The sequence below is a fragment of the Brachybacterium zhongshanense genome (genome assembly GCF_055385755.1).
On record NZ_AP043790.1, the window covers coordinates 518,157 to 537,011 of the forward strand.

Here is an 18,855-nt window from a genome sequence, read left to right on the forward strand (position 1 = left end):
CTCGCTATCAGGCGTCCTGGCGCGATCGGGGGCTGACGGATCGTTAGCGTGGTCGGCATGTGCGGAATCGTCGGATACGTGGGCCAGCGCCCCTCCTCCCCCTCCTCCCGTCCCATCGACGTGGCCCTCCAGGGCCTCGCCCGTCTCGAGTACCGCGGCTACGACTCCGCGGGAGTGGCCGTCCTCGACCAGGACGGTGTGCGGGTCGCCAAGCGAGCCGGCAAGCTCGCGAACCTGCGCGGCGCCGTCGACGGCAGCGAGGCGACCTCGTCGGCCGTCGCGATCGGCCACACTCGCTGGGCGACCCACGGCGCCCCGACGGACGGCAACGCCCACCCGCATGTCGGCGGGAAGGACGATGAGCTGGCGCTCGTCCACAACGGCATCATCGAGAACTTCGCGACCCTCCGCGCCGAGCTGGAGGCCGACGGCTACGCGTTCCGCTCGGAGACGGACTCCGAGGTCGCCGCTCACCTGGTGGCTCGCGAGGTGGAGCGCGCCGGCGGCGATCTGACGGCCGCGATGCGTGCCGCCGTCGCGCACCTCGAGGGCGCCTTCACCCTCCTGGCCGTGCACCGCGACAGCCCCGAGCAGGTCGTCGCCGCACGCCGCAACTCCCCGCTCGTCGTCGGCCTCGGCGACGGGGAGAACTTCCTGGGGTCGGACGTCGCCGCCTTCGTCGACGTCACCCGCGATGCTCTCGAGATCGGGCAGGACCAGGTGGTCACGGTCACCGCCGACGACGTCGTCGTCACCGGCTTCGACGGATCCGAGGTCTCCGAGCCCAAGCGCTACTCCATCGAGTGGGACGTCAGCGCCGCGCAGAAGGGCGGTTACGACTCCTTCATGGCCAAGGAGATCCACGAGCAGGCCACTGCCGTCGCCGACACCCTGCGCGGCCGCATCGAGTCCGGTGCGCTGCATCTGGACGAGATGAGCATCGACGAGTCGGTGCTGCGCAGCGTCGACAAGATCATCGTGGTCGCCTGCGGCACCGCCGCGAACGCCGGCAACGTCGCCAAGTACGCGATCGAGCACTGGTGCCGCATCCCCACCGAGGTCGAGCTCGCCCACGAGTTCCGCTACCGCGACCCGATCGTCACCGAGAAGACCCTGGTGGTCGCGATCTCCCAGTCGGGCGAGACCATGGACACGCTCATGGCGATGCGGCACGCCCAGGAGCAGGGCGCCAAGGTCGTCGCGATCTGCAACACCTACGGATCCACCATCCCGCGCGAGGCCGATGCGGCGCTGTACCTGCATGTCGGCCCCGAGATCGCGGTGGCCTCCACCAAGGCGTACCTGGGCCAGATCACGGCCTGCTATCTGCTGGGCCTGTACCTCGCGCAGGTGCGCGGGAACCTGTTCCCGGACGAGATCGCGGCCCTCATGGAGGACCTCGAGCAGCTTCCCGCGCACGTCCAGACCGTGCTCGACGCCGCCGGCGACGTCGAGGACCTGGCGCAGTCGATGAAGGACGCCACGAGCGTGCTGTTCCTGGGCCGCCACGTCGGCTACCCGACCGCTCTCGAGGGTGCGCTCAAGCTCAAGGAGATCGCCTATATCCATGCGGAGGGCTTCGCCGCCGGCGAGCTCAAGCACGGTCCGATCGCCCTGGTCGAGGAGGGGCAGCCGGTGTTCGTCATCGTCCCCTCGCCCCACGGTCGCGACTCGCTGCACTCCAAGGTCGTCTCGAACATCCAGGAGGTGCGCGCCCGCGGCGCCCGCACCCTGGTGATCGCCGAGGAGGGCGATGAGGCGGTCCTGCCGTACTCCGACGTCGTCATCCGCGTGCCGCAGACCCGCACCCTGTTCGCGCCGCTGCTGACGGTCATCCCGCTGCAGATCTTCTCGTGCGCGCTCGCCGCCGCGAAGGGCCTGGACGTGGACCAGCCGCGCAACCTCGCCAAGTCGGTCACCGTGGAGTGACATCAGCACGCAGCACGCAGCACGCAGCATGCAGGGCAGGGCGTCGGGGGAGCTCCCCCGACGCCCTGCGCCGTCCGCACCGAGGTGTGATACTGCCGAGGTGAGCAATCCCGTCGACCACCACGATCCCGCGGGCTCCGCTGGCCCCGCGGGCCCCGTCGAACCCGCCGCCGCCCGGGCCTTCCCGCCGCGGGACGACGGGACAGTCGTGGGCGTGGGCATCGACGTCGCGGAGATCTCCCGTCTGGCGCGCTCGATCGAGCGCACGCCGGCGCTCGCCGACCGGCTGTTCACCGAGGAGGAGCGTGCTCTGTCCGATGCCTCCCGGGCGGCCCGCGTCGCGGCGAAGGAGGCGGTCGGCAAGGCGCTCGGCGCTCCCGGCGACTTCTCCTGGCAGGACGTGACCGTGCACCGCACAGCCTCCCGTCGCCCCTTCCTGGTCCTGCGCGGTGCGACCCTCGCCGCCGCCGAGGCCCTCGGGGTCGCGCACCTGCATCTCTCGCTCTCGCACGACGGGGACATCGCCACGGCGATCGTCGTCGCCGAGCGGGAGCGCCCCTCGGCTGACGACAGGAGGGCGTCGTGATCTGCGGATACTCGGCCGACGCCGTGCGCGCGGCCGAGGCGCCGCTGCTGGCCGCGGGGGAGCCGCTCATGCTGCGTGCCGCCGCCGCGCTCGCCGAGCACGTCCGCGAGGAGCTCGGCGACGGACCGGCGGCCGATGACGGCATCGCTCCCCGCGTCCTCGTCCTCGCCGGATCCGGGGCGAACGGAGGCGACGGGCTGCACGCCGCGGCGATGCTGCGGGAGGTCGGCATCCCCGCCGACGCGATCGCGACGTCGCCGCGGATCCACGAGGGAGGTGCGCGGGCGCTGCGGGAAGCAGGAGGCACGATCCACCGCCTTCACGCCGATCCTGGAGACGCCGCCTCTGCGGGCTCGGATGCCGAGGCGTCCTCCGCCGTCGGTCGGCTTCTCGGATCCGCCGAGGTCGTCCTCGACGCGATCCTCGGCATCGGCGGCCGTCCCGAGGTGCCCGAGGCGCTGCGTCCGCTCCTGAGGGCGGTCACGGCCTCCGGGACTCCCGTCATCGCCGTGGACCTGCCCAGCTTCGTCGACGCGACCACCGGGCAGGCCGCGCCCCAGGCTCTGAGGGCACGCAGCACCGTCACCTTCGGCGCCGTGAAGGCCGGGACGCTCCTTCCCGGCGGCAGCGGGCTCGTCGGACGGATGCACCTGGTCGACATCGGTCTCGCGGACTCCCGGCTCGGAGCCCCCGCCGTGACGCGGCTGGACGATGCGTCGGCGGCCGAGCTGTGGCCGCAGCCGGACCGCGAGGACAGCAAGTACTCCCGTGGGGTCGTGGCCCTGCTCGCGGGGAGCGAGCGCTACCCGGGCGCGGCCGTCCTGGCGGCCTCCGGGGCGGCGCGCGCGGGCGCGGGCATGGTGCGCCTGGTCGCTCCGGCGGAGGTGATCGCTCTCGTGCTCTGCAGCCGCCCGGAGATCGTCGGCCATCCGATCGCCGCCGGCGGCGGACCGACGGCCGACCCCTCCGAGGGGATCGGCGAGCTGGGTCGCACGGACGCGCTCGTCGTCGGCCCCGGGCTCCCGGCCGACGACCCCCGTGCCCGCGCCGGCATCATCGCGCTCTCCACAGCCCACCGGGCCGACGGACCGGACCGCGGTGTGATCGACGCCGGCGCGCTGGACGCCCTCGAAGCCGGAGACCGCTTCGACGCCGGGGTCGTGCTCACACCGCACCGCGGGGAGGCGGCGAGGCTCGTCGGACGGCTCGGCCTCGACGTCGACGCGCGCCCCTCGGCTCCCGCCGCGCCACTGGCGGAGGCGATCGCGGCCGCGTCCGGCGCCACCGTCCTGCTCAAGGGGGCCGTGACGGTGATCGCTCCTGGCCATCGCAGCGGCGGGGGCAGCGGCGAGCGCGCTGGCGGGAGCGTTGACGGGGGGACCGGCGGGCTCTCCGGGAGCGGAGCGGGGGAGAGCACCTCAGCCCTGCTCGCGCAGGACGACGCCGTGGCGCAGCTCGCGACCGCCGGCACCGGCGATGTCCTGTCCGGGATCCTCGGGACCCTGCTCGCGACGGGCCTTCCCGGCCCCGAGGCGGCGGCCCTCGCGGCACTCCTCCACGGGCGCGCGGGACGCCTCGCCTCCCGCGGCGGGGTCGTGCCCCTCGTCGCCCTGGACGTCGCCGAGCACCTCCCCGCCGCCGTCGGGACTATCCTGACGTGCGCCCAGTGAGCGAAGGAGCACGATGACCATCCCGATCCCCGCAGAGGATCCCCGACACCTCCCCACCCGGGCGGTGATCGATCCGTCCGCGATCACGGAGAACACCCGTGCGCTGACGGGGCTGCTCTCCGAGCACACCGCGCTGATGGCGGTGGTGAAGGCCGACGGCTACGGCCACGGCATGCTCACCGCCGCCCGAGCCGCCCTCGAGGGCGGCGCCACGTGGCTCGGCGTCGCCCATCCGGCGAGCGCCCTCGCCCTCTCCCGCGCGGGCCTGGACGTGCCGATCCTGTGCTGGCTGTACGAGCCGGAGACAGCACGGACGGTGCTCCCCGAGGCGCTGCGCGCAGGCATCCACGTCTCCGTCGGGTCCCTGGAGATGCTCGAACTGGTCTCGCGAGCGGCGCGCGAGGCGGATCGGCGCGCCCGCGTGCATCTGAAGATCGACACCGGCATGGGCCGCAACGGCGTGCTCCCGCATCAGGTGCGGGAGGTCGGAGCGGCCCTCCAGGCCGACGACTTCGTGAGCGTCGGCGCCGCGTGGACCCATCTGACCAGTGCTGATGAGGTCGACGATCCCTCGCTGACGGACCGTCAGGTGGAGGTCTTCGACTCCGCCTGCGAGGCGCTCGCCGAGGAGGTCGGGCCGATCCCGCTGCAGCACCTGGCGAACTCCGCGGCGCTGCTCACCCGCCCCGACCTGCACCGCGACATCGTCCGTCCCGGCATCGCGATCTACGGCTGCCCTCCGGTGCCGACGGACCTGCCGCTGCGGCCCGCGATGACGCTCACCAGCCGGCTCGCGCTGGTCAAGGAGGTGGAGGCCGGGCAGACGGTCGGATACGGCCGCCTGCACACGACGAGCGGGCGCACCCGACTGGGTCTGGTCCCCGCCGGGTACGCCGACGGCCTGCATCGCGCCGCGAGCGGCCGGTCGGAGGTCCTCGTGCGCACCGCCTCCGGCGACCGCCGCGTCCCGCAGGTCGGTCGGATCAGCATGGACCAGATCGTCGTGGACCTCGGTCCCGACAGCGATGCCCGTGCCGGCGACCCGGTCGTGATCTTCGGCGATGCGGGCGGCGAGCCCACCCAGCCCTCCGCGCCGACGGCCGGGGACTGGGGTCGCGCCGCCGGCACCATCCCCTACGAGGTCCTCACCTCCGTCTCCGGTCGCATCGCGCGGGAGGTCCTGGCATGAGCGCCGCCGCAGCGGCCCTCACGGTCCGCACCCGCGACGCGGAGGGCACCCGTGCCGTGTCGCAGGCGCTCGCGTCCGTGCTGCGGGCGGGAGACCTGCTGGTCCTGGACGGTCCGCTCGGTGCGGGCAAGACCACCTTCACGCAGGGCCTCGGCGCCGGTCTCGGAGTGCGCGGGCCGGTCGCCTCCCCGACCTTCGTGATCGAGCGCGTCCACCCGAGCCTCGTCGGCGGGCCCGATCTCGTGCACGTGGACGCCTATCGTCTCGGGGACGGCGGGGACATCGACGACCTCGACCTCGAGGCCGATCTCGACAGCGCCGTCACCGTCATCGAGTGGGGCCGGGACCGGGTCGAGCATCTCGCCGCGTCCTGGCTGCTGGTGGAGCTCGAGCGCCCCGACCAGGTCGTCGACCCCGAGGATCCCGACGAGCCGCGGGTGCTGCGGCTGCACCCCGAGGGCCCGCGCTGGGACGACCGGGCGGTCGCCGCGCTCGCCGCCGCGGTGGATGCCGCGGCGGGCGCCGCAGAGCCCGATCCCTCCGCCGATCCTGCGGCCCCCCTCGCCGATCCCGTCACCCCTGCCCCTGAGGAGAACCGCTGATGCTGCTCGGACTGGACACCTCCGGCGCGGTCAGCGTCGCCGTCGCCCGCGGAGCCCTCGACGGCTCCGCCGACGATCCCGCCCCCGAGATCCTCGCGGTGCGTGCGGACACCCGCTCCCGTCACCATGACGAGGTGCTCCTGGACCTGGTCGACCGGACCCTCGCCGAGGCGGGGAGCTCCCGGTCCGAGCTCTCGGGGGTCGTGGCGGGCCGTGGCCCGGGGCCCTTCACGGGCCTGCGGGTCGGTCTCGTCGTCGCCCGCTCCATCGCCGCGGTGCTGGACATCCCCCTCGTCGGCGTCAGCTCCCTGGATGCGCTCGCCCACCAGGCGCTCGCCGAGGACGAGGCCGCAGGAGGATCCGCCAGCACGGTCGCGGTCGCGCTCGACGCCCGTCGCCGCGAGGTCTACCACGCCCGGTATCGACGTGGGGACGACGGCGCTCTCGTGCGCGTGCAGGACCCCGCCGTCGGCGCCCCTGCGGACGTCGCCGAGCAGCTGCGGGGCGCGGACCTGCTGGTCGGCTCCGGGACTGCGCTGTATCCGCAGCTGCTGCCGGGGACCTCGGAGCTCGAGCACGTCGACGCGGGGCATCTGATCCTCGTCGCCGCTGAGCTCACTGCCCGCGGCGAGGACCTGTCGAGCACGGAGCCGATGTACCTGCGCGAGCCCGACGCCGCCAAGCCCACCGCCCGCAAGAGCGCGCTGGGACGCTGACATGGCGGAGCCCCCGACCCCCAGCGCCCACCACGGCCCGGCTGCCGCCCCCTGGGGCCTGCGTCCGGCGACCCTCGCGGACGTCGAGGAGATCGCCTTCGCGGAGCTCGAGCTGTTCCCCGACGAGGCCTGGAGCGTCTTCCAGCTCGCGGAGGAGATCGACCACCCCTCGCGCCGCTACGTCGTCGTCCGCGAGGGGGAGGACGCCGACGGCGAGCTCCTGGGCTGCGCCGGCATCATGATCGCCGGGGGCGTCGCCGACCTCCACACGATCGGCACCCGTCGTCCCGGCGTCGGCATCGGACGGGCGATGCTCTCCTGGTGCGAGGACCAGGCCCGGGCGGGCGGTGCCCGGCGGATGATGCTCGAGGTCCGCGAGGACAACGAGCGCGCCCGCGCCGTCTACACCCGGGCCGGATACCGGCAGATCGCGCGCCGCGCCGGCTACTACCGGATCCGCGGCCGGGCAGTCGACGCCCTCGTGATGGAGCGCGATCTGCGCGAGGACTGAGCCGGACGGCAGGCGCCGGGGCGCAGCCGGGCCGGACGGCAGGCGCCGGCTCTCACAGGAAGTCGCGCACCTTCTGGAAGAGATCCGGATAGCGCGTCTCGAGCCGGATGGTCCCGATCCGCAGGCCGACGAGGAGCACGATCACGCCGACGACGATCGAGAGCACCCCGGCGAGCAGCTGGATCAGCAGGTCCCCGGTGACCGCTCCCCAGATGCCGAGACCCGCCGCAGGAAGCTGCGGCACGGCCATGATCGCCATCGCGGCGCTCATGGCGAGCATCGCGTTCGCGCTCGAGGCGGACTTGTCCTTCATCGGGTTGGTCCCCGGGGGAGATGTCGGGTAGGGCAGCAGGGTGCCGATGACGACGGAGGCGCCCCAGCCCGTCGCCTGGATGCCGAGCGAGCACAGCACGGTCAGCGGGATCAGCTGCGGAAGGCCGTAGACCACCGGGACCAGGACCGCGAACACGAGCGTCGTCGGGAGCATGATGATCGCCATCGCGGCGATCCGGCCCAGCAGGTTCGCGCGCGCCGGCAGCGAGGCGGTGATGTTCACCCAGCCCGACGGCCCGTCGAATCCGATCTCGTTGGCGAGGGTGATGCCGGTGAAGCCGCACATCACCACGACCATCGCGAGCATCATCGGACGGGACTCCGGCAGCATCAGACCCATGGCCAGGAAGAACACCAGGATCACGGGGTAGATGCCGACGGCGGCGAGATAGCGGGTGTCGCGCCGCCAGTAGCGCAGCGACTTGCCCATCACGGCCCCGAAGCTGTTCGAGGGGGCGAAGCGGGGGACCAGCGAGGTGACCTTCGCCGAGCCCGAGGAGGCGTCCCCGCTGAGCGCCGAGGTCAGCGAGGCGTCCAGCGACCGGCGCCACCAGTGCCACACGAGCACGACGGTCGCCGCGGTCACGAGCGCCCGGACCAGGGCTGTGAGCAGACGTCCCTCGGCGAGGTCCATCGGGATCGAGAAGGGTGCTCCGAAGGGCGTCCACGCGAGCACCTCGATGCCCGTGCGGATCCAGCCCAGGAGCATCCGGGCGTCGATCTCCCCGAGCTTCTGCATCGACAGCGAGAAGCCGTACACGACGACGAGGAACAGCAGCAGGCCGATGATCCCGCCGACCTCGCGGCCGCTGCGGGAGCTGGCCCGGCTCGCAGCGTGGGCGAAGACGGCGCGCGGGAGCAGGAGGCACAGACCGATGCCGACCGCGTTGGCAGGCAGCAGCACGATCAGGGCGAGCACCACCTGCAGCGCGCCGCTGCCGAAGGCCAGCAGCCAGATCACCTCGAAGACCGTGGCGATCCCGACGGCGAGCACCGTCAGCAGGGTCGGCAGGGACACCGCCGCGGCCGCCAGCAGGCCCGGCTGCAGCTCTCGCGCGCTGCGCGGATACGGGGCGAAGGCTCGCGGGTCGAGGGTGTCGTCCATCCCGAAGGCGAGGAGCGGGACCAGCAGCCACGCCAGCACGGCGACGGCCCCGAGCCCGCGGACGATCAGCGGGAACGCCTCGCCCTCGCCGCTCCACACCGTCGCACCCAGCATCGCGAAGGCGAGGGCGGTGAGGCCGCCGGCCCCGTACAGCACGCCGATGATGGTGCCGATCAGCTTGCCGACGTTCTTCCGGTAGGACCGCTTCCACAGGGTCCACTTCAGCCGGACCAGGCCGCGCAGGAGCTCACGCCGGTCAGCGCGGCTGCGAGGTCCGACGGAGCCGCTCCCGACGGCGCCCGACGGGGCGTCGGCGCCCGGTGCGACGGCGGCGACCTGCTCGCTGCTCAGGACTCCAGCCACGACAGGCTCCCCTCCGCGACCCGGCCGCCTCCGACCAGGTCGATGAAGCGCTGCACCAGGCTGCCGCCCTGACGGACCTCGTCGAGGGTGCCGTCGGCCAGCAGGCGTCCGTCACCGATCACGGCGACATGGGTGCACAGGCCCTCGACCAGCTCCATCACATGGCTGGACAGCACCACGGTGCCCCCTCCTTCGACGTATGCGGTCAGGATCGAGCGGATGACCTGGGCGGAGACCGGGTCGACGGCCTCGAGAGGCTCGTCGAGCACGAGCAGCCGCGGAGCATGGACCAGCGCGCAGGCCAGCAGGATCTTCTTGGTCATCCCCGCGGAGTAGTCGACCACCAGCTTGCCGTCCTCCCCGGCGAGGTCGAGCGCATCGAGGAGCGACTGGCTGCGCTCCTCGACGACGTCGCCGTCCATCCCGCGGATGAGACCGACGTAGGTCAGCAGCTCCCGGCCGGTCAGACGGTCGAAGGTGCGCAGGCCGTCGGCGAGGACGCCGAGCCGGGCCTTGGCCCGCTCGGGCTCGCTCCACATGTCGACGCCGAGCACGTGCGAGGTGCCGCCGGTGGGGCGGAGCATGCCGGTGGCCATCGACAGCGTGGTGGTCTTCCCGGCCCCGTTGGGGCCGACGATGCCGTAGAAGGACCCGCGGGGGACATCGAGGGAGAGGCCGTGGACGACCTCGCTGTCGCCGAAGGACTTGGCCAGTCCTCGGATCGAGAGGGCCGCGCCCTCGTCGACGGCGGCGGTGGCGGACAGCGGAGCGTCGGCCGGCAGGGCCGCGGCGGAGGAGGACGGACCACCGGTCTCGGCCGACGTCGCGGGGTGCGTCCCGGAGGACACCCCAGGGCGCGTCGCGGAGGGGCCGGGGGATGAGCCGTGGGGAGGGGCGGGGAGGGGATCGGCGCTGGACATGCTTCCACGGTAGAGGGCCGCGAGCATCGTCCCCACCTCCGACCGGGGGATCCGCGCGTCGACCTTCGTCGGATCCTTCCGCTCCTGCCGTCGCCTTCCGTGTTCCGGGTTCCGTCGACCGCTAGAGTGAGCGGGTCAATCGCCCGGTGCGACGGAAGGAACCCCGATGCCCAAGCTGCGACCACAGCCGCGCGAGCACGTGCATCCTCGCGAGGTCGAGGAGATCCCCATGGGCGTGCGTCGGCTCGCAGCCTGGTCCTGGCGCTTCCTCGTGATCGCCGCCGCCGCCGCGCTCGTGCTCTGGGGCCTCATGCAGGTCTCCACGATCCTCGTCCCGGTGCTGCTGGCAGTGCTGCTCACGGTGCTGCTGATGCCGGTCGTCAAGGCGCTCACCCGCTACACCTTCCTGGGGCGGGGCGCAGCCAGCGGGATCGCCCTGCTGGGGCTGATCCTCATCGTGGCCGGCATGTTCACGCTCGCGGGCCGCCAGCTGATCGCCCAGTGGGCGGACATCCAGGACAAGGCGGTCACCGGCTTCCAGTCACTGCTGAGCTGGGTGACCACGACCTTCGACATCGATGCCCCGATGATCGACGAGGCGATCGACGAGGGGCTCGCGCAGCTGCAGGCGAACGCCGACGCCCTGGTCAGCTCCGCGATGAGCACGGCCGCGGTGCTCGCGAACATCGGCACCGGGATCGTCGTCTGCCTCTTCAGCCTGTTCTTCATGCTCTCGAGCGGGCCGACGATCTGGCGCTGGCTGCTGGGGCTGCTCCCGCCGGCCTCGCGGGTGACGACCAACGAGGCCTTCCGCAGGGGATGGAAGGCGCTGTCGGCGTACGTGCGCACCCAGATCCTGGTGGCCGGCGTCGACGCGACCGGCATCGCGATCGGCATGGTGTGCCTGGGCATGGGCTCCTACGCGGTGCCGATCTGGCTGCTGGTCTTCCTGTTCTCCTTCATCCCGCTGGTCGGCGCCATCATCTCCGGCGCGATCGCCGTTCTCCTGGTGCTCGTCCTCCAGGGGTGGGTGTTCGCGGTGATCATGCTCGCTGTGGTGCTCGCGGTGCAGCAGATCGAGGGGAACGTGCTGCAGCCGTTCCTCATGGGCAAGGCCGTGGAGCTGCATCCGCTGGCGGTCTTCCTGGGCGTGGCCGCCGGCGCGATGGTCGCCGGGATCCCCGGTGCGCTGTTCGCGATCCCGCTGATCGCCTTCATCAACGCCACGCTGCTGTACGTCGTCGGCCGGGATCCCAGTCCCGAGCTCGGGACCGACAGAGCCACCGAAGCGCACTTCGCGGAGCTCGCGCGCCGCAACCGCCGCTTCCGCGCCGCTCGGGCCCGCTGAGGCGCCGCTTGACCGCGCCGCTGGACCGACGGGCGGGACCGACGGGCGGGACATCGACTCCCGATAGTGGAGGAGCCCCGCTCCGGCAGCTGCCGGAGCGGGGCTCCTCCACGAGGGCGGGCTGCGTCGGGAGCGCCCGCGGTGCGGATCAGGGCTTGTAGGGCGTGGCGGCCTTGATCTCGATCGGCAGCGCCTTGCCGTTGGGCGCGGTGTAGTCGATCGTCTGGCCGACGGACGAGCCGTTGATCGCGGTGCCCAGAGGGGAGTCGGTCGAGTACACCTCGATGTCGTTGCCCTCGGCGATCTCGCGATTGCCCAGGAGGAACGTGCGCTCCTTGCCGGCCATGGAGATGGTGACGACCATGCCCGGCTCGACGACGCCGTCGTCCTCCGGCGCGGCACCGACGACGGCCGTCTTCAGCAGATGCTTGAGGTCCGTGATGCGGGCCTCGTTCATGCCCTGCTCCTCGCGAGCCGCGTGGTAGCCGCCGTTCTCCTTCAGATCGCCCTCGTCGCGGGCCGCGGCGATGCGCTCGGCGATCTCCGTGCGGCGCGGGCCCTCGAGCTCGGCGAGCTCCTGGACCAGACGGTCGTATGCGTCCTGGGTGAGCCAGGCGCCATTCGGCTGGCTGCTCATGGGTTCACTCCTGTCGTCGTGGTGGCGCCGAGCGGGCGGATCGCCCCTCAACGCGAATCACGGGGCACATGACACTCATGCGCCCCGTGTGCGGGTGATGAAGTCCGGCTCGGTGCCGGGTGTTCGGGGTAGCTTACACCGCACGATCACTGCGACCTGGGATCCCGGTCACGTCCGCTCCGGTCGAGCCTCTCGGGCAGCCGGCGATGCGGGAGCGGGCTCAGCCGACCTCGCAGTCGATGACCTCGGCGGTGACCGCATCGCCCTGGGTGGCGATCTCGACGTGGTGCGCGGTGCGACGCTCGGACTGAGCCTCGATGTCGACCTCGACGAAGCCCACCTGCGCGCTGCCCTCGTTCAGCGCCTGCAGGGTGCAGGTCGCCGCCGTCCCCGGCGTCATCGTGACCTGGAAGTCGACGCCCACCAGATGCTCGTCGATGTGCTCATAGGAGATGACTTCGGACTTCACAGGCTGATCCGCGAAGCGCAGGCCCACGAACACGACCGCGGCGAGGAACAGGACCGCACCGAGGATCACGAGCAGGCGGGCTGAGCGCGGCGAGACGAGCGGCTTTCCGTACCGGTCGACGTTCCGGGCGGAGGAGCGGGCCGAGGGTGAGGTCATGGCCCTCAGTGTCCCATCCTCCCCTGGATGCTGGAGGACAGCCCTCCCGTCCGCTGCGTCGGAAGGACGAGGGCCTGTGGCGGCGATGACATGTGAGGACCCGGAAGGTCGCGAGGCAGGTGCTGTCCAGGTGCGGTGGCGTACTCTCGAGCGGTGGTGCCTCGGCGCCCGCCGTCCGTCGTCGTCCCCGACCGAGGAGAGTCGTGAGCGTCCAGCTGCCCGCCCCCGATGAGCCCCTGCGCATGATGGCGGTCCACGCGCATCCCGACGACGAGTCGTCCAAGGGCGCCGGCTCGACCGCACGCTACGTGCGCGAGGGCGTCCAGGTCACGGTCATCACCTGCACGGGCGGTGAGCGCGGCGACGTGCTGAACCCCCGGCTGAAGGGCGATCCGGAGCTCGAGCGGAACCTCCCTGCGGTCCGACGCCAGGAGATGGCCAGGGCGCGGGAGATCCTCGGCGTGGACCACGAGTGGCTGGGCTTCGTGGACTCCGGTCTGCCTGAGGGCGATCCCCTCCCGCCGCTGCCGGACGGGTGCTTCGCGTCCCTCCCGGCGGAGGAGGCCGCGCGCCCCCTGGTGGAGGCGGTCCGTCGTCTGCGCCCGCATGTCATGACGACGTACGACGAGAACGGCGGCTACCCGCATCCCGACCACATCCAGGTCAACCGGGTCAGCCTGGCCGCCTTCGCTCTGGCCGCGGATCCCGACTTCGCGCCCGAGCTCGGAGAGCCCTGGGAGATCGCGAAGATCTACTACATCAACGGCTTCCATCGGCAGCGCTTCGCCGCGGTCGCCCGTCACCAGCGCGCGATGGGATCGCCCAACGAGGAGCTCGAGCAGATGCTCCAGCACTACGACGAGGGCCGGGATCGTCTGCTGACCACGCGCATCGATGTGCGCGACTACCTGCAGGTGCGGGACGACGCGCTGCGTGCCCATGCCACCCAGGTGGATCCCGACGGCCCGTTCTTCCGCATCTCCCATGATGTGGAGACCGAGGCCTGGGGCACCGAGGACTACGAGCTGCACATCTCCCGGATCGGGGTGCGGCTGCCGGAGGACGACCTGTTCGCCGGCCTGCGACCTGACACGGAGGAGGCCCGATGACCCCGTTCGGCATCGGCACGCTCGGCTTGCTGCTCGCGGAGGGCGCGACATCCGACGGGGAGGACATGACCGCGGCGACGGTCACCCCCGGCGTCGGAGGGTTCCTGCTCGTGTTCGCGGTGGGCGCCGTGATCATCCTGCTGGTGGTCGACATGAATCGCCGCGTGCGCCGCGTCCAGGCCGACGCCAAGGTCGCCGCGCGCCTCGACGCGGAGGCCGCCGCGGACCGGGCCGACGATGCGGGTGGTTCGGACGACGCCGGCGGCTCGCATGATGCCGGTGGCGCGGAGGACGCAGGCGGCTCCGATGATCCGGATGGGCCCGGTGGGTCCGGTGGGCCCGGTGGGCCGGATGGTTCCGACGGATCCGATGACTCCGACGGGTCGGCTCCTGCGCAGCGCTGAGCCACGAGCGCCGGGCATGTGCGCTCGGCACCCGCGCTGGGGCAGCGCCGCCTCGTCGGGCGTGCTCAGATCACCGCGATCGCGACGGCGATGAAGTGGCAGACGAAGCCGGCGATCGTGCAGGCGTGGAAGATCTCGTGGAACCCGAACCAGGCGAACGACGGGTTGGGCCCCTTGAGTCCGTAGACCACGGCGCCGGCGGTGTAGGCGATGCCCCCGGCGACCAGCAGCCAGACCACGGCCCAGCCGCCGCTGGCCTGGAGCTGCGGCATGTAGAACACGGCGATCCAGCCGAGGGCCACGTATGCGGGGACGTACAGCCAGCGCGGGGCTCCGGTCCAGAACAGGCGGAAGCAGACCCCGATCGCTGCGCCCGCCCAGGCGATCGTCAGCAGGATCGCCGCCTGCCGGGGCTCGAGCAGGGCGACGGCGAGCGGCGTGTACGTGCCGGCGATGATGAGGAAGATGTTGGCGTGGTCGAAGCGGCGCAGCATCATCGTGCGCTCGGGGGACCAGGTCCCCCGGTGGTAGGTCGCGGAGATCCCGAACAGGAGCCCGGCGGTGACCACATAGATGACGCTGGCCAATCGGGTACCTAGGCTGTCCCCGAGGGCGACCAGGAGCAGTCCCGCGATGACTGAGGCGGGGAACGTGATCAGGTGCAGGACTCCCCGCAGGCGCGGCTTGGGGAGCTGGAGGCCGAGCTGCTGGCCCCGGCGGGCCATCGCGCGGGTCAGGGTGCGTGGCGCGAACGGATGCGACGCGGCGGTGGGGATGTCGTCATCGCCGGGCTGGGGGTCTCCATCGGAGGGGAGGAGCGGCTCCTTCGTGCGAGCCTCCTCGGGCAGGGTGCCGGTGTTCATCTTCGAAGCGTAACCTACGGAACCGTAACCAGGGAATGGTGCGGCTGTGTCGATGTCGTGTCGATTCGCGCTCCGACGCAGGGACGTTCGTCCGCGTCTTGGATAATGGGGCACGACGTCGGAACGGCCTGCTCGAGCGCCCGAGGTCGACAGTCCGACAGCGAACACCGGAGAGCCTGTGGAACGGAGGCCCATGGACGACGACGGCCTCCTGTACCGCGTCTACGAGAGACGGCTGGTCAAGGAGCTCGATGAGTTCGATCTGCCGCAGCACCTGGGTGTGATCGTCGACGGGAACCGCCGCTGGGCGAAGTCGACCGGCGCCACCACCGCCGAAGGCCATCGCATGGGGGCCGCGAAGATCCTCGAGTTCCTCTCCTGGTGCCAGGATCTCGAGATCCCCCTGGTCACGGTGTGGCTGCTGTCGACGGACAACGTCCGCCGCCCAGAGGACGAGCTCGCCGCGCTGTACGGGATCATCGGAGCTGCGGTCGAGCAGATCGCCGACGCCGGCTACTGCGTGCGCCTGACGGGGAGCCTCGACTCGCTGCCCGCGGAAGGGCGCAGGGTCCTCGAGAAGGCGATCGAAGGGGCGACGCCGACGTCCTCCCTCACCGTGAACGTCGCCATCGGCTACGGGGGGCGGGAGGAGATCGTCGACGCCGTGCGCGAGCTCGTGCTGGACCTCGGCCGCGAGGGTCGTTCTCCCGAGGAGATCGCCGCGGCGATCAGCACCGAGTCCATCGCGGAGCATCTCTACACGCGAGGTCAGCCCGATCCGGATCTGATCATCCGCACCTCCGGTGAGCAGCGGCTGTCCGGCTTCCTGCTGTGGCAGTCGGTGCACTCGGAGTACTGGTTCTGCGAGACCTACTGGCCGGGGTTCCGTCGCGTCGACCTGCTGCGGGCCCTGCGCGACTTCTGCAAGCGCGAGCGCCGCTTCGGCGCCTGAGCGGGGGCCGCGGTCCGGGGTCGGCGGTCACGGCATCGTCTCGTCGGCGCGGGGATGCGACGTCGGCCGACGACGATGGCAGGATGGCGACATCCGATGCGGATGTGATCCGGCCAACATCGGGTGATGATCGGGTGAACGTCGACCCCGTGCCCCGCGGGGAGCACCCGACGGCCCGCCGGGTCGGGCTTATCGTCCCGGTGAGCACCTGCTGACGGGAGGCACCGATGGACGACATGAGCACTGTGGAGCATGTGACCGCAGAGCGCGGAGCGCAGGCACGAGAGACCGCGGAGGTCGAGGGGGCGATCGGTGGGAACTCGACCGGTGGGGACTCGATCGGTGGGGACTCGATCGGTGGGGACTCGATCGGTGGGGACTCGATCGATGGGACCTGGGCCGAGAACCCGGCGCTCGGAGGCGTCTCCGCTCCGGAGCCCGCACCCGTGGTCCCCTCCTTGCGGCCCAGCGGAGCGCAGGGAGCGCTTCCGGACCTGCACACCGGGACCATCACCTATGTCCTCGACACCTCGGTGCTGCTGTCGGATCCGCTCGCGATGGTGAGGTTCGCCGAGCATGACGTGGTGCTTCCCGTCGTCGTGGTCACCGAGCTCGAAGCCAAGCGTCATCATCCGGATCTGGGCTACTTCGCCCGCCAGGCGCTCAGGATCCTCGACGACCTGCGCGAACAGCACGGGAACCTCTCCCAGCCCCTGCCGATCGGGAAGAGCGGCGGCCACGTCCAGGTGGAGCTGAACCACATGAGCGTCTCCTCCCTGCCCGACGGGTTCCGTCTCGGAGACAACGACACGCGCATCCTCGCGGTCGCCAAGAACCTCCAGCTGGAGGGCAAGCACGTCGTGCTCGTCTCCAAGGACCTGCCGATGCGCATCAAGGCCTCCGCCTCCGGCATCCATGCCGAGGAGTATCGCGCCGAGCTCGCCCGCGACCGCGGGTACACGGGCATGGTCACCGCCGCGACCGACGAGGAGACGATGACCGCGCTCTACGACGGCGACGAGGTCGAGATCCCCGGCGTCGTGCATCTGCCGGTCCACACGGGACTGACGATCACCTCCGCCCGCGGCTCCGCTCTCGGTCGCGTCACCCGTGAGAAGAAGGTTCGACTGGTGCCCGGTGATCAGACGGTCTTCGGCGTCTCCGGCCGCTCCGCTGAGCAGAGGGTCGCGATCGACCTGCTGCTCGACGAATCCATCGGCATCGTCTCCCTCGGCGGACGTGCCGGCACCGGCAAGAGTGCGCTGGCGCTCTGCATGGGGCTCGAGGCTGTCCTCGAGCGTCGCACCCAGCGCAAGATCATGGTGTTCCGGCCCCTGTACGCGGTAGGCGGTCAGGAGCTCGGCTACCTGCCCGGCGACCAGGGAGAGAAGATGGGGCCGTGGGGTCAGGCCGTATTCGACACGCTCGGCTCGATGGTCTCGCAGAACGTGATCGATGAGGTCCTCTCCCGGGGGATGCTCGAGGTGCTGCCGCTGACGCACATCCGTGGCCGCTCCCTCCACGACGCCTTCGTGATCGTCGACGAGGCGCAGTCCCTCGAACGCAACGTCCTTCTGACCATGCTCTCCCGCATCGGTCAGAACTCCCGCGTCGTCCTCACCCACGACATCGCCCAGCGCGACAACCTGCGCATCGGTCGATACGACGGCATCGCCTCCGTGGTCGAGGCCCTCAAGGAGCACGAGCTCTTCGCCCATGTCACGCTGCAGCGCTCCGAGCGCTCCAAGGTGGCTGAGCTCGTCACGCACGTCCTGGACGAGCCGGTGCTCTGATCGCGCACGGACGCAAGGCCCCGCTGGGGCATGGGACGCATGCGCGCACGTGATGGCCTATGGCGATCACATGCGCGCATGCGTCCCGTAACCTCCCCGACCGCCCCCTCCGCCCCGCTTTTCCACATTCCGCGGCGCCCCATGGCGGTGCCACGAGGACGGTGGTCGGATCAGGGGCATGCAGATCCCCGGCATCATCCATCGCACGCGGCTGGCGCAGGTGGTCGCGGAGCGTCCCGAGCTCGAACCGGGACCGCGCGCCTGGGGGCTGCGCCGGGTCGGGCCGTGGTATGTCGCCGAGGACGCGCCACCGGACGTGGTCGCAGTGCTCCGTCAGGGCATGCGTCCCACCTGCGCGGACGGTGCGGCGCTGCACGGCCTGTTCGTCCCGCCTGTCCAGGGGGTGCACCTCTACCGCCCTCGCGTGCTCGTGGTCCCACAGGAGCAGCGCGGGGTGAAGCTCGACCGGATCCGGCGCCGGAACGGGAAGCCGCAGCGCATCGGCGATGCGCAGCCGATCATCCTCCACGGTCCGCAGCTGAGGGCATGGCCCGGAACGGACCCGGTCCCGGACCTGCCGCTGGTCCTCGAGCACGCGGGGCGGTGCCTGCCGACCGTGACGGCCGCCGTGATCCTCGAGTCCGCGGTCCACCGAGGCCGCGTCTCGCTCCTGGAGGCGCAGCGGATAGTGGCCGGGCTCCCGCATGACCCGCGCCGCGCACTGTCCCGGATCCGGGCCGACGCGGAGTCGGGCTCTGAGACGGCGGTGCGCTGGTGGTTCGAGAGCCTCGGCGTCGCCGTTCGCGCGCAGGTGCCCTTCCCGGGTGGGCTCCGGCGGCGCATGGACCTGCTGGTCGGGCTGAGCTGGGTGATCGAATGCGACAGCCGTGCCCATCATGACGACCCCCGCAGCTATGCCGAGGACCGGGAGAGGGACCTCTATCTCCGATCGCGGGGATATCACGTCACCCGCTTGACCTGGGAGCAGGTGTTCCTGCAGTGGCACACGACGGAGGTGCTGCTGCGGAGGATCCTGCGCCGTGGCGAGCACCGGCGCCCACCGAAGGCATGAGTCGGGAGTGCGCACGCGGAGCATTCGGCAGGCGCCGCAAGGCGGGCGAGGCGAGGCACGGCGCGGTGGGAGCGCAGGGAGGCGCGGCGAGCGGGGCGAATGCGCGCATGTGATGGCGTATGGCAATC

18 protein-coding genes are annotated in these 18,855 nt (G+C 71.7%); 13 read left to right on the forward strand and 5 right to left on the reverse strand.

What is annotated here, in order from left to right; all coding sequences use genetic code 11:
- Positions 1–57: 57 nt before the first annotated feature.
- From glmS to ACZ5AJ_RS02300, 7 genes are all read left to right on the forward strand, one after another.
- Positions 58–1,929 carry a glutamine--fructose-6-phosphate transaminase (isomerizing) gene (gene glmS / locus ACZ5AJ_RS02270; protein ID WP_464136730.1) on the forward strand — a complete coding sequence of 624 codons (1,872 nt, stop codon included), beginning with the start codon at positions 58–60 and terminating at the stop codon, positions 1,927–1,929.
- 100 nt (positions 1,930–2,029) lie between these two features.
- On the forward strand, positions 2,030–2,515 hold the full coding sequence (locus tag ACZ5AJ_RS02275) for a holo-ACP synthase (RefSeq protein ID WP_464136732.1): 486 nt from the start codon (positions 2,030–2,032) through the stop codon (positions 2,513–2,515).
- Positions 2,512–4,185 carry a bifunctional ADP-dependent NAD(P)H-hydrate dehydratase/NAD(P)H-hydrate epimerase gene (locus ACZ5AJ_RS02280; protein WP_464136733.1) on the forward strand — a complete coding sequence of 558 codons (1,674 nt, stop codon included), beginning with the start codon at positions 2,512–2,514 and terminating at the stop codon, positions 4,183–4,185. Before ACZ5AJ_RS02275 ends, ACZ5AJ_RS02280 begins: the two co-directional genes overlap by 4 nt.
- Before the next feature lie 13 nt (positions 4,186–4,198).
- A complete protein-coding gene (alr, locus tag ACZ5AJ_RS02285) occupies positions 4,199–5,374 on the forward strand; it encodes an alanine racemase (RefSeq protein WP_464136734.1) in 1,176 nt (391 codons plus the stop codon).
- On the forward strand, positions 5,371–5,976 hold the full coding sequence (gene tsaE, locus ACZ5AJ_RS02290) for a tRNA (adenosine(37)-N6)-threonylcarbamoyltransferase complex ATPase subunit type 1 TsaE (protein ID WP_464136736.1): 606 nt from the start codon (positions 5,371–5,373) through the stop codon (positions 5,974–5,976). The genes alr and tsaE overlap by 4 nt, the downstream gene beginning before the upstream one ends.
- Positions 5,976–6,692: a tRNA (adenosine(37)-N6)-threonylcarbamoyltransferase complex dimerization subunit type 1 TsaB gene (gene tsaB / locus ACZ5AJ_RS02295; protein WP_464136738.1), complete on the forward strand. Its 717-nt coding sequence runs from the start codon at positions 5,976–5,978 to the stop codon at positions 6,690–6,692. Before tsaE ends, tsaB begins: the two co-directional genes overlap by 1 nt.
- Before the next feature lies 1 nt (position 6,693).
- Entirely contained in the window at positions 6,694–7,203 is a 510-nt protein-coding gene (locus ACZ5AJ_RS02300; protein WP_464136739.1) for a GNAT family N-acetyltransferase, read from the forward strand.
- Between the two features lie 52 nt (positions 7,204–7,255).
- Here the strand turns inward: ACZ5AJ_RS02300 and ACZ5AJ_RS02305 are convergent, their stop codons facing one another.
- A complete protein-coding gene (locus ACZ5AJ_RS02305) occupies positions 7,256–9,004 on the reverse strand; it encodes a hypothetical protein (protein WP_464136741.1) in 1,749 nt (582 codons plus the stop codon).
- On the reverse strand, positions 8,989–9,924 hold the full coding sequence (locus ACZ5AJ_RS02310) for an ABC transporter ATP-binding protein (protein WP_464136742.1): 936 nt from the start codon (positions 9,922–9,924) through the stop codon (positions 8,989–8,991). The genes ACZ5AJ_RS02305 and ACZ5AJ_RS02310 overlap by 16 nt, the downstream gene beginning before the upstream one ends.
- A 166-nt stretch (positions 9,925–10,090) precedes the next feature.
- Here ACZ5AJ_RS02310 and ACZ5AJ_RS02315 point away from each other — a divergent pair, with 166 nt between their 5' ends.
- Positions 10,091–11,272: an AI-2E family transporter gene (locus ACZ5AJ_RS02315; protein WP_464136744.1), complete on the forward strand. Its 1,182-nt coding sequence runs from the start codon at positions 10,091–10,093 to the stop codon at positions 11,270–11,272.
- Between the two features lie 148 nt (positions 11,273–11,420).
- On the opposite strand, the gene greA is transcribed toward ACZ5AJ_RS02315, so the two are convergent.
- Together greA and ACZ5AJ_RS02325 are read right to left on the reverse strand one after the other, a co-directional pair.
- Entirely contained in the window at positions 11,421–11,909 is a 489-nt protein-coding gene (gene greA, locus ACZ5AJ_RS02320) for a transcription elongation factor GreA (protein ID WP_464136745.1), read from the reverse strand.
- A gap of 220 nt (positions 11,910–12,129) precedes the next feature.
- Positions 12,130–12,534 (reverse strand): DUF4307 domain-containing protein, encoded by a 405-nt coding sequence (locus ACZ5AJ_RS02325; protein WP_464136747.1) that lies wholly within the window; start codon positions 12,532–12,534, stop codon positions 12,130–12,132.
- 203 nt (positions 12,535–12,737) lie between these two features.
- Between ACZ5AJ_RS02325 and mca the strand changes: the two genes are divergently transcribed.
- Together mca and ACZ5AJ_RS02335 are read left to right on the forward strand one after the other, a co-directional pair.
- Positions 12,738–13,643, forward strand: a complete 906-nt coding sequence (mca, locus tag ACZ5AJ_RS02330) for a mycothiol conjugate amidase Mca (protein ID WP_464136748.1) — start codon at positions 12,738–12,740, stop codon at positions 13,641–13,643.
- Entirely contained in the window at positions 13,640–14,047 is a 408-nt protein-coding gene (locus ACZ5AJ_RS02335; protein ID WP_464136749.1) for a hypothetical protein, read from the forward strand. The genes mca and ACZ5AJ_RS02335 overlap by 4 nt, the downstream gene beginning before the upstream one ends.
- A gap of 65 nt (positions 14,048–14,112) precedes the next feature.
- Here ACZ5AJ_RS02335 and trhA read toward each other — a convergent pair whose 3' ends face one another.
- Positions 14,113–14,910: a PAQR family membrane homeostasis protein TrhA gene (trhA, locus tag ACZ5AJ_RS02340; RefSeq protein WP_464136751.1), complete on the reverse strand. Its 798-nt coding sequence runs from the start codon at positions 14,908–14,910 to the stop codon at positions 14,113–14,115.
- A gap of 193 nt (positions 14,911–15,103) precedes the next feature.
- Here trhA and ACZ5AJ_RS02345 point away from each other — a divergent pair, with 193 nt between their 5' ends.
- From ACZ5AJ_RS02345 to ACZ5AJ_RS02355, 3 genes are all read left to right on the forward strand, one after another.
- Positions 15,104–15,862, forward strand: a complete 759-nt coding sequence (locus ACZ5AJ_RS02345) for an isoprenyl transferase (protein ID WP_464136753.1) — start codon at positions 15,104–15,106, stop codon at positions 15,860–15,862.
- 236 nt (positions 15,863–16,098) lie between these two features.
- Positions 16,099–17,655 carry a PhoH family protein gene (locus ACZ5AJ_RS02350; RefSeq protein ID WP_464136754.1) on the forward strand — a complete coding sequence of 519 codons (1,557 nt, stop codon included), beginning with the start codon at positions 16,099–16,101 and terminating at the stop codon, positions 17,653–17,655.
- Positions 17,656–17,833: 178 nt separating this feature from the next.
- Positions 17,834–18,727 carry a hypothetical protein gene (locus ACZ5AJ_RS02355; RefSeq protein WP_464136756.1) on the forward strand — a complete coding sequence of 298 codons (894 nt, stop codon included), beginning with the start codon at positions 17,834–17,836 and terminating at the stop codon, positions 18,725–18,727.
- Positions 18,728–18,855: the final 128 nt, after the last annotated feature.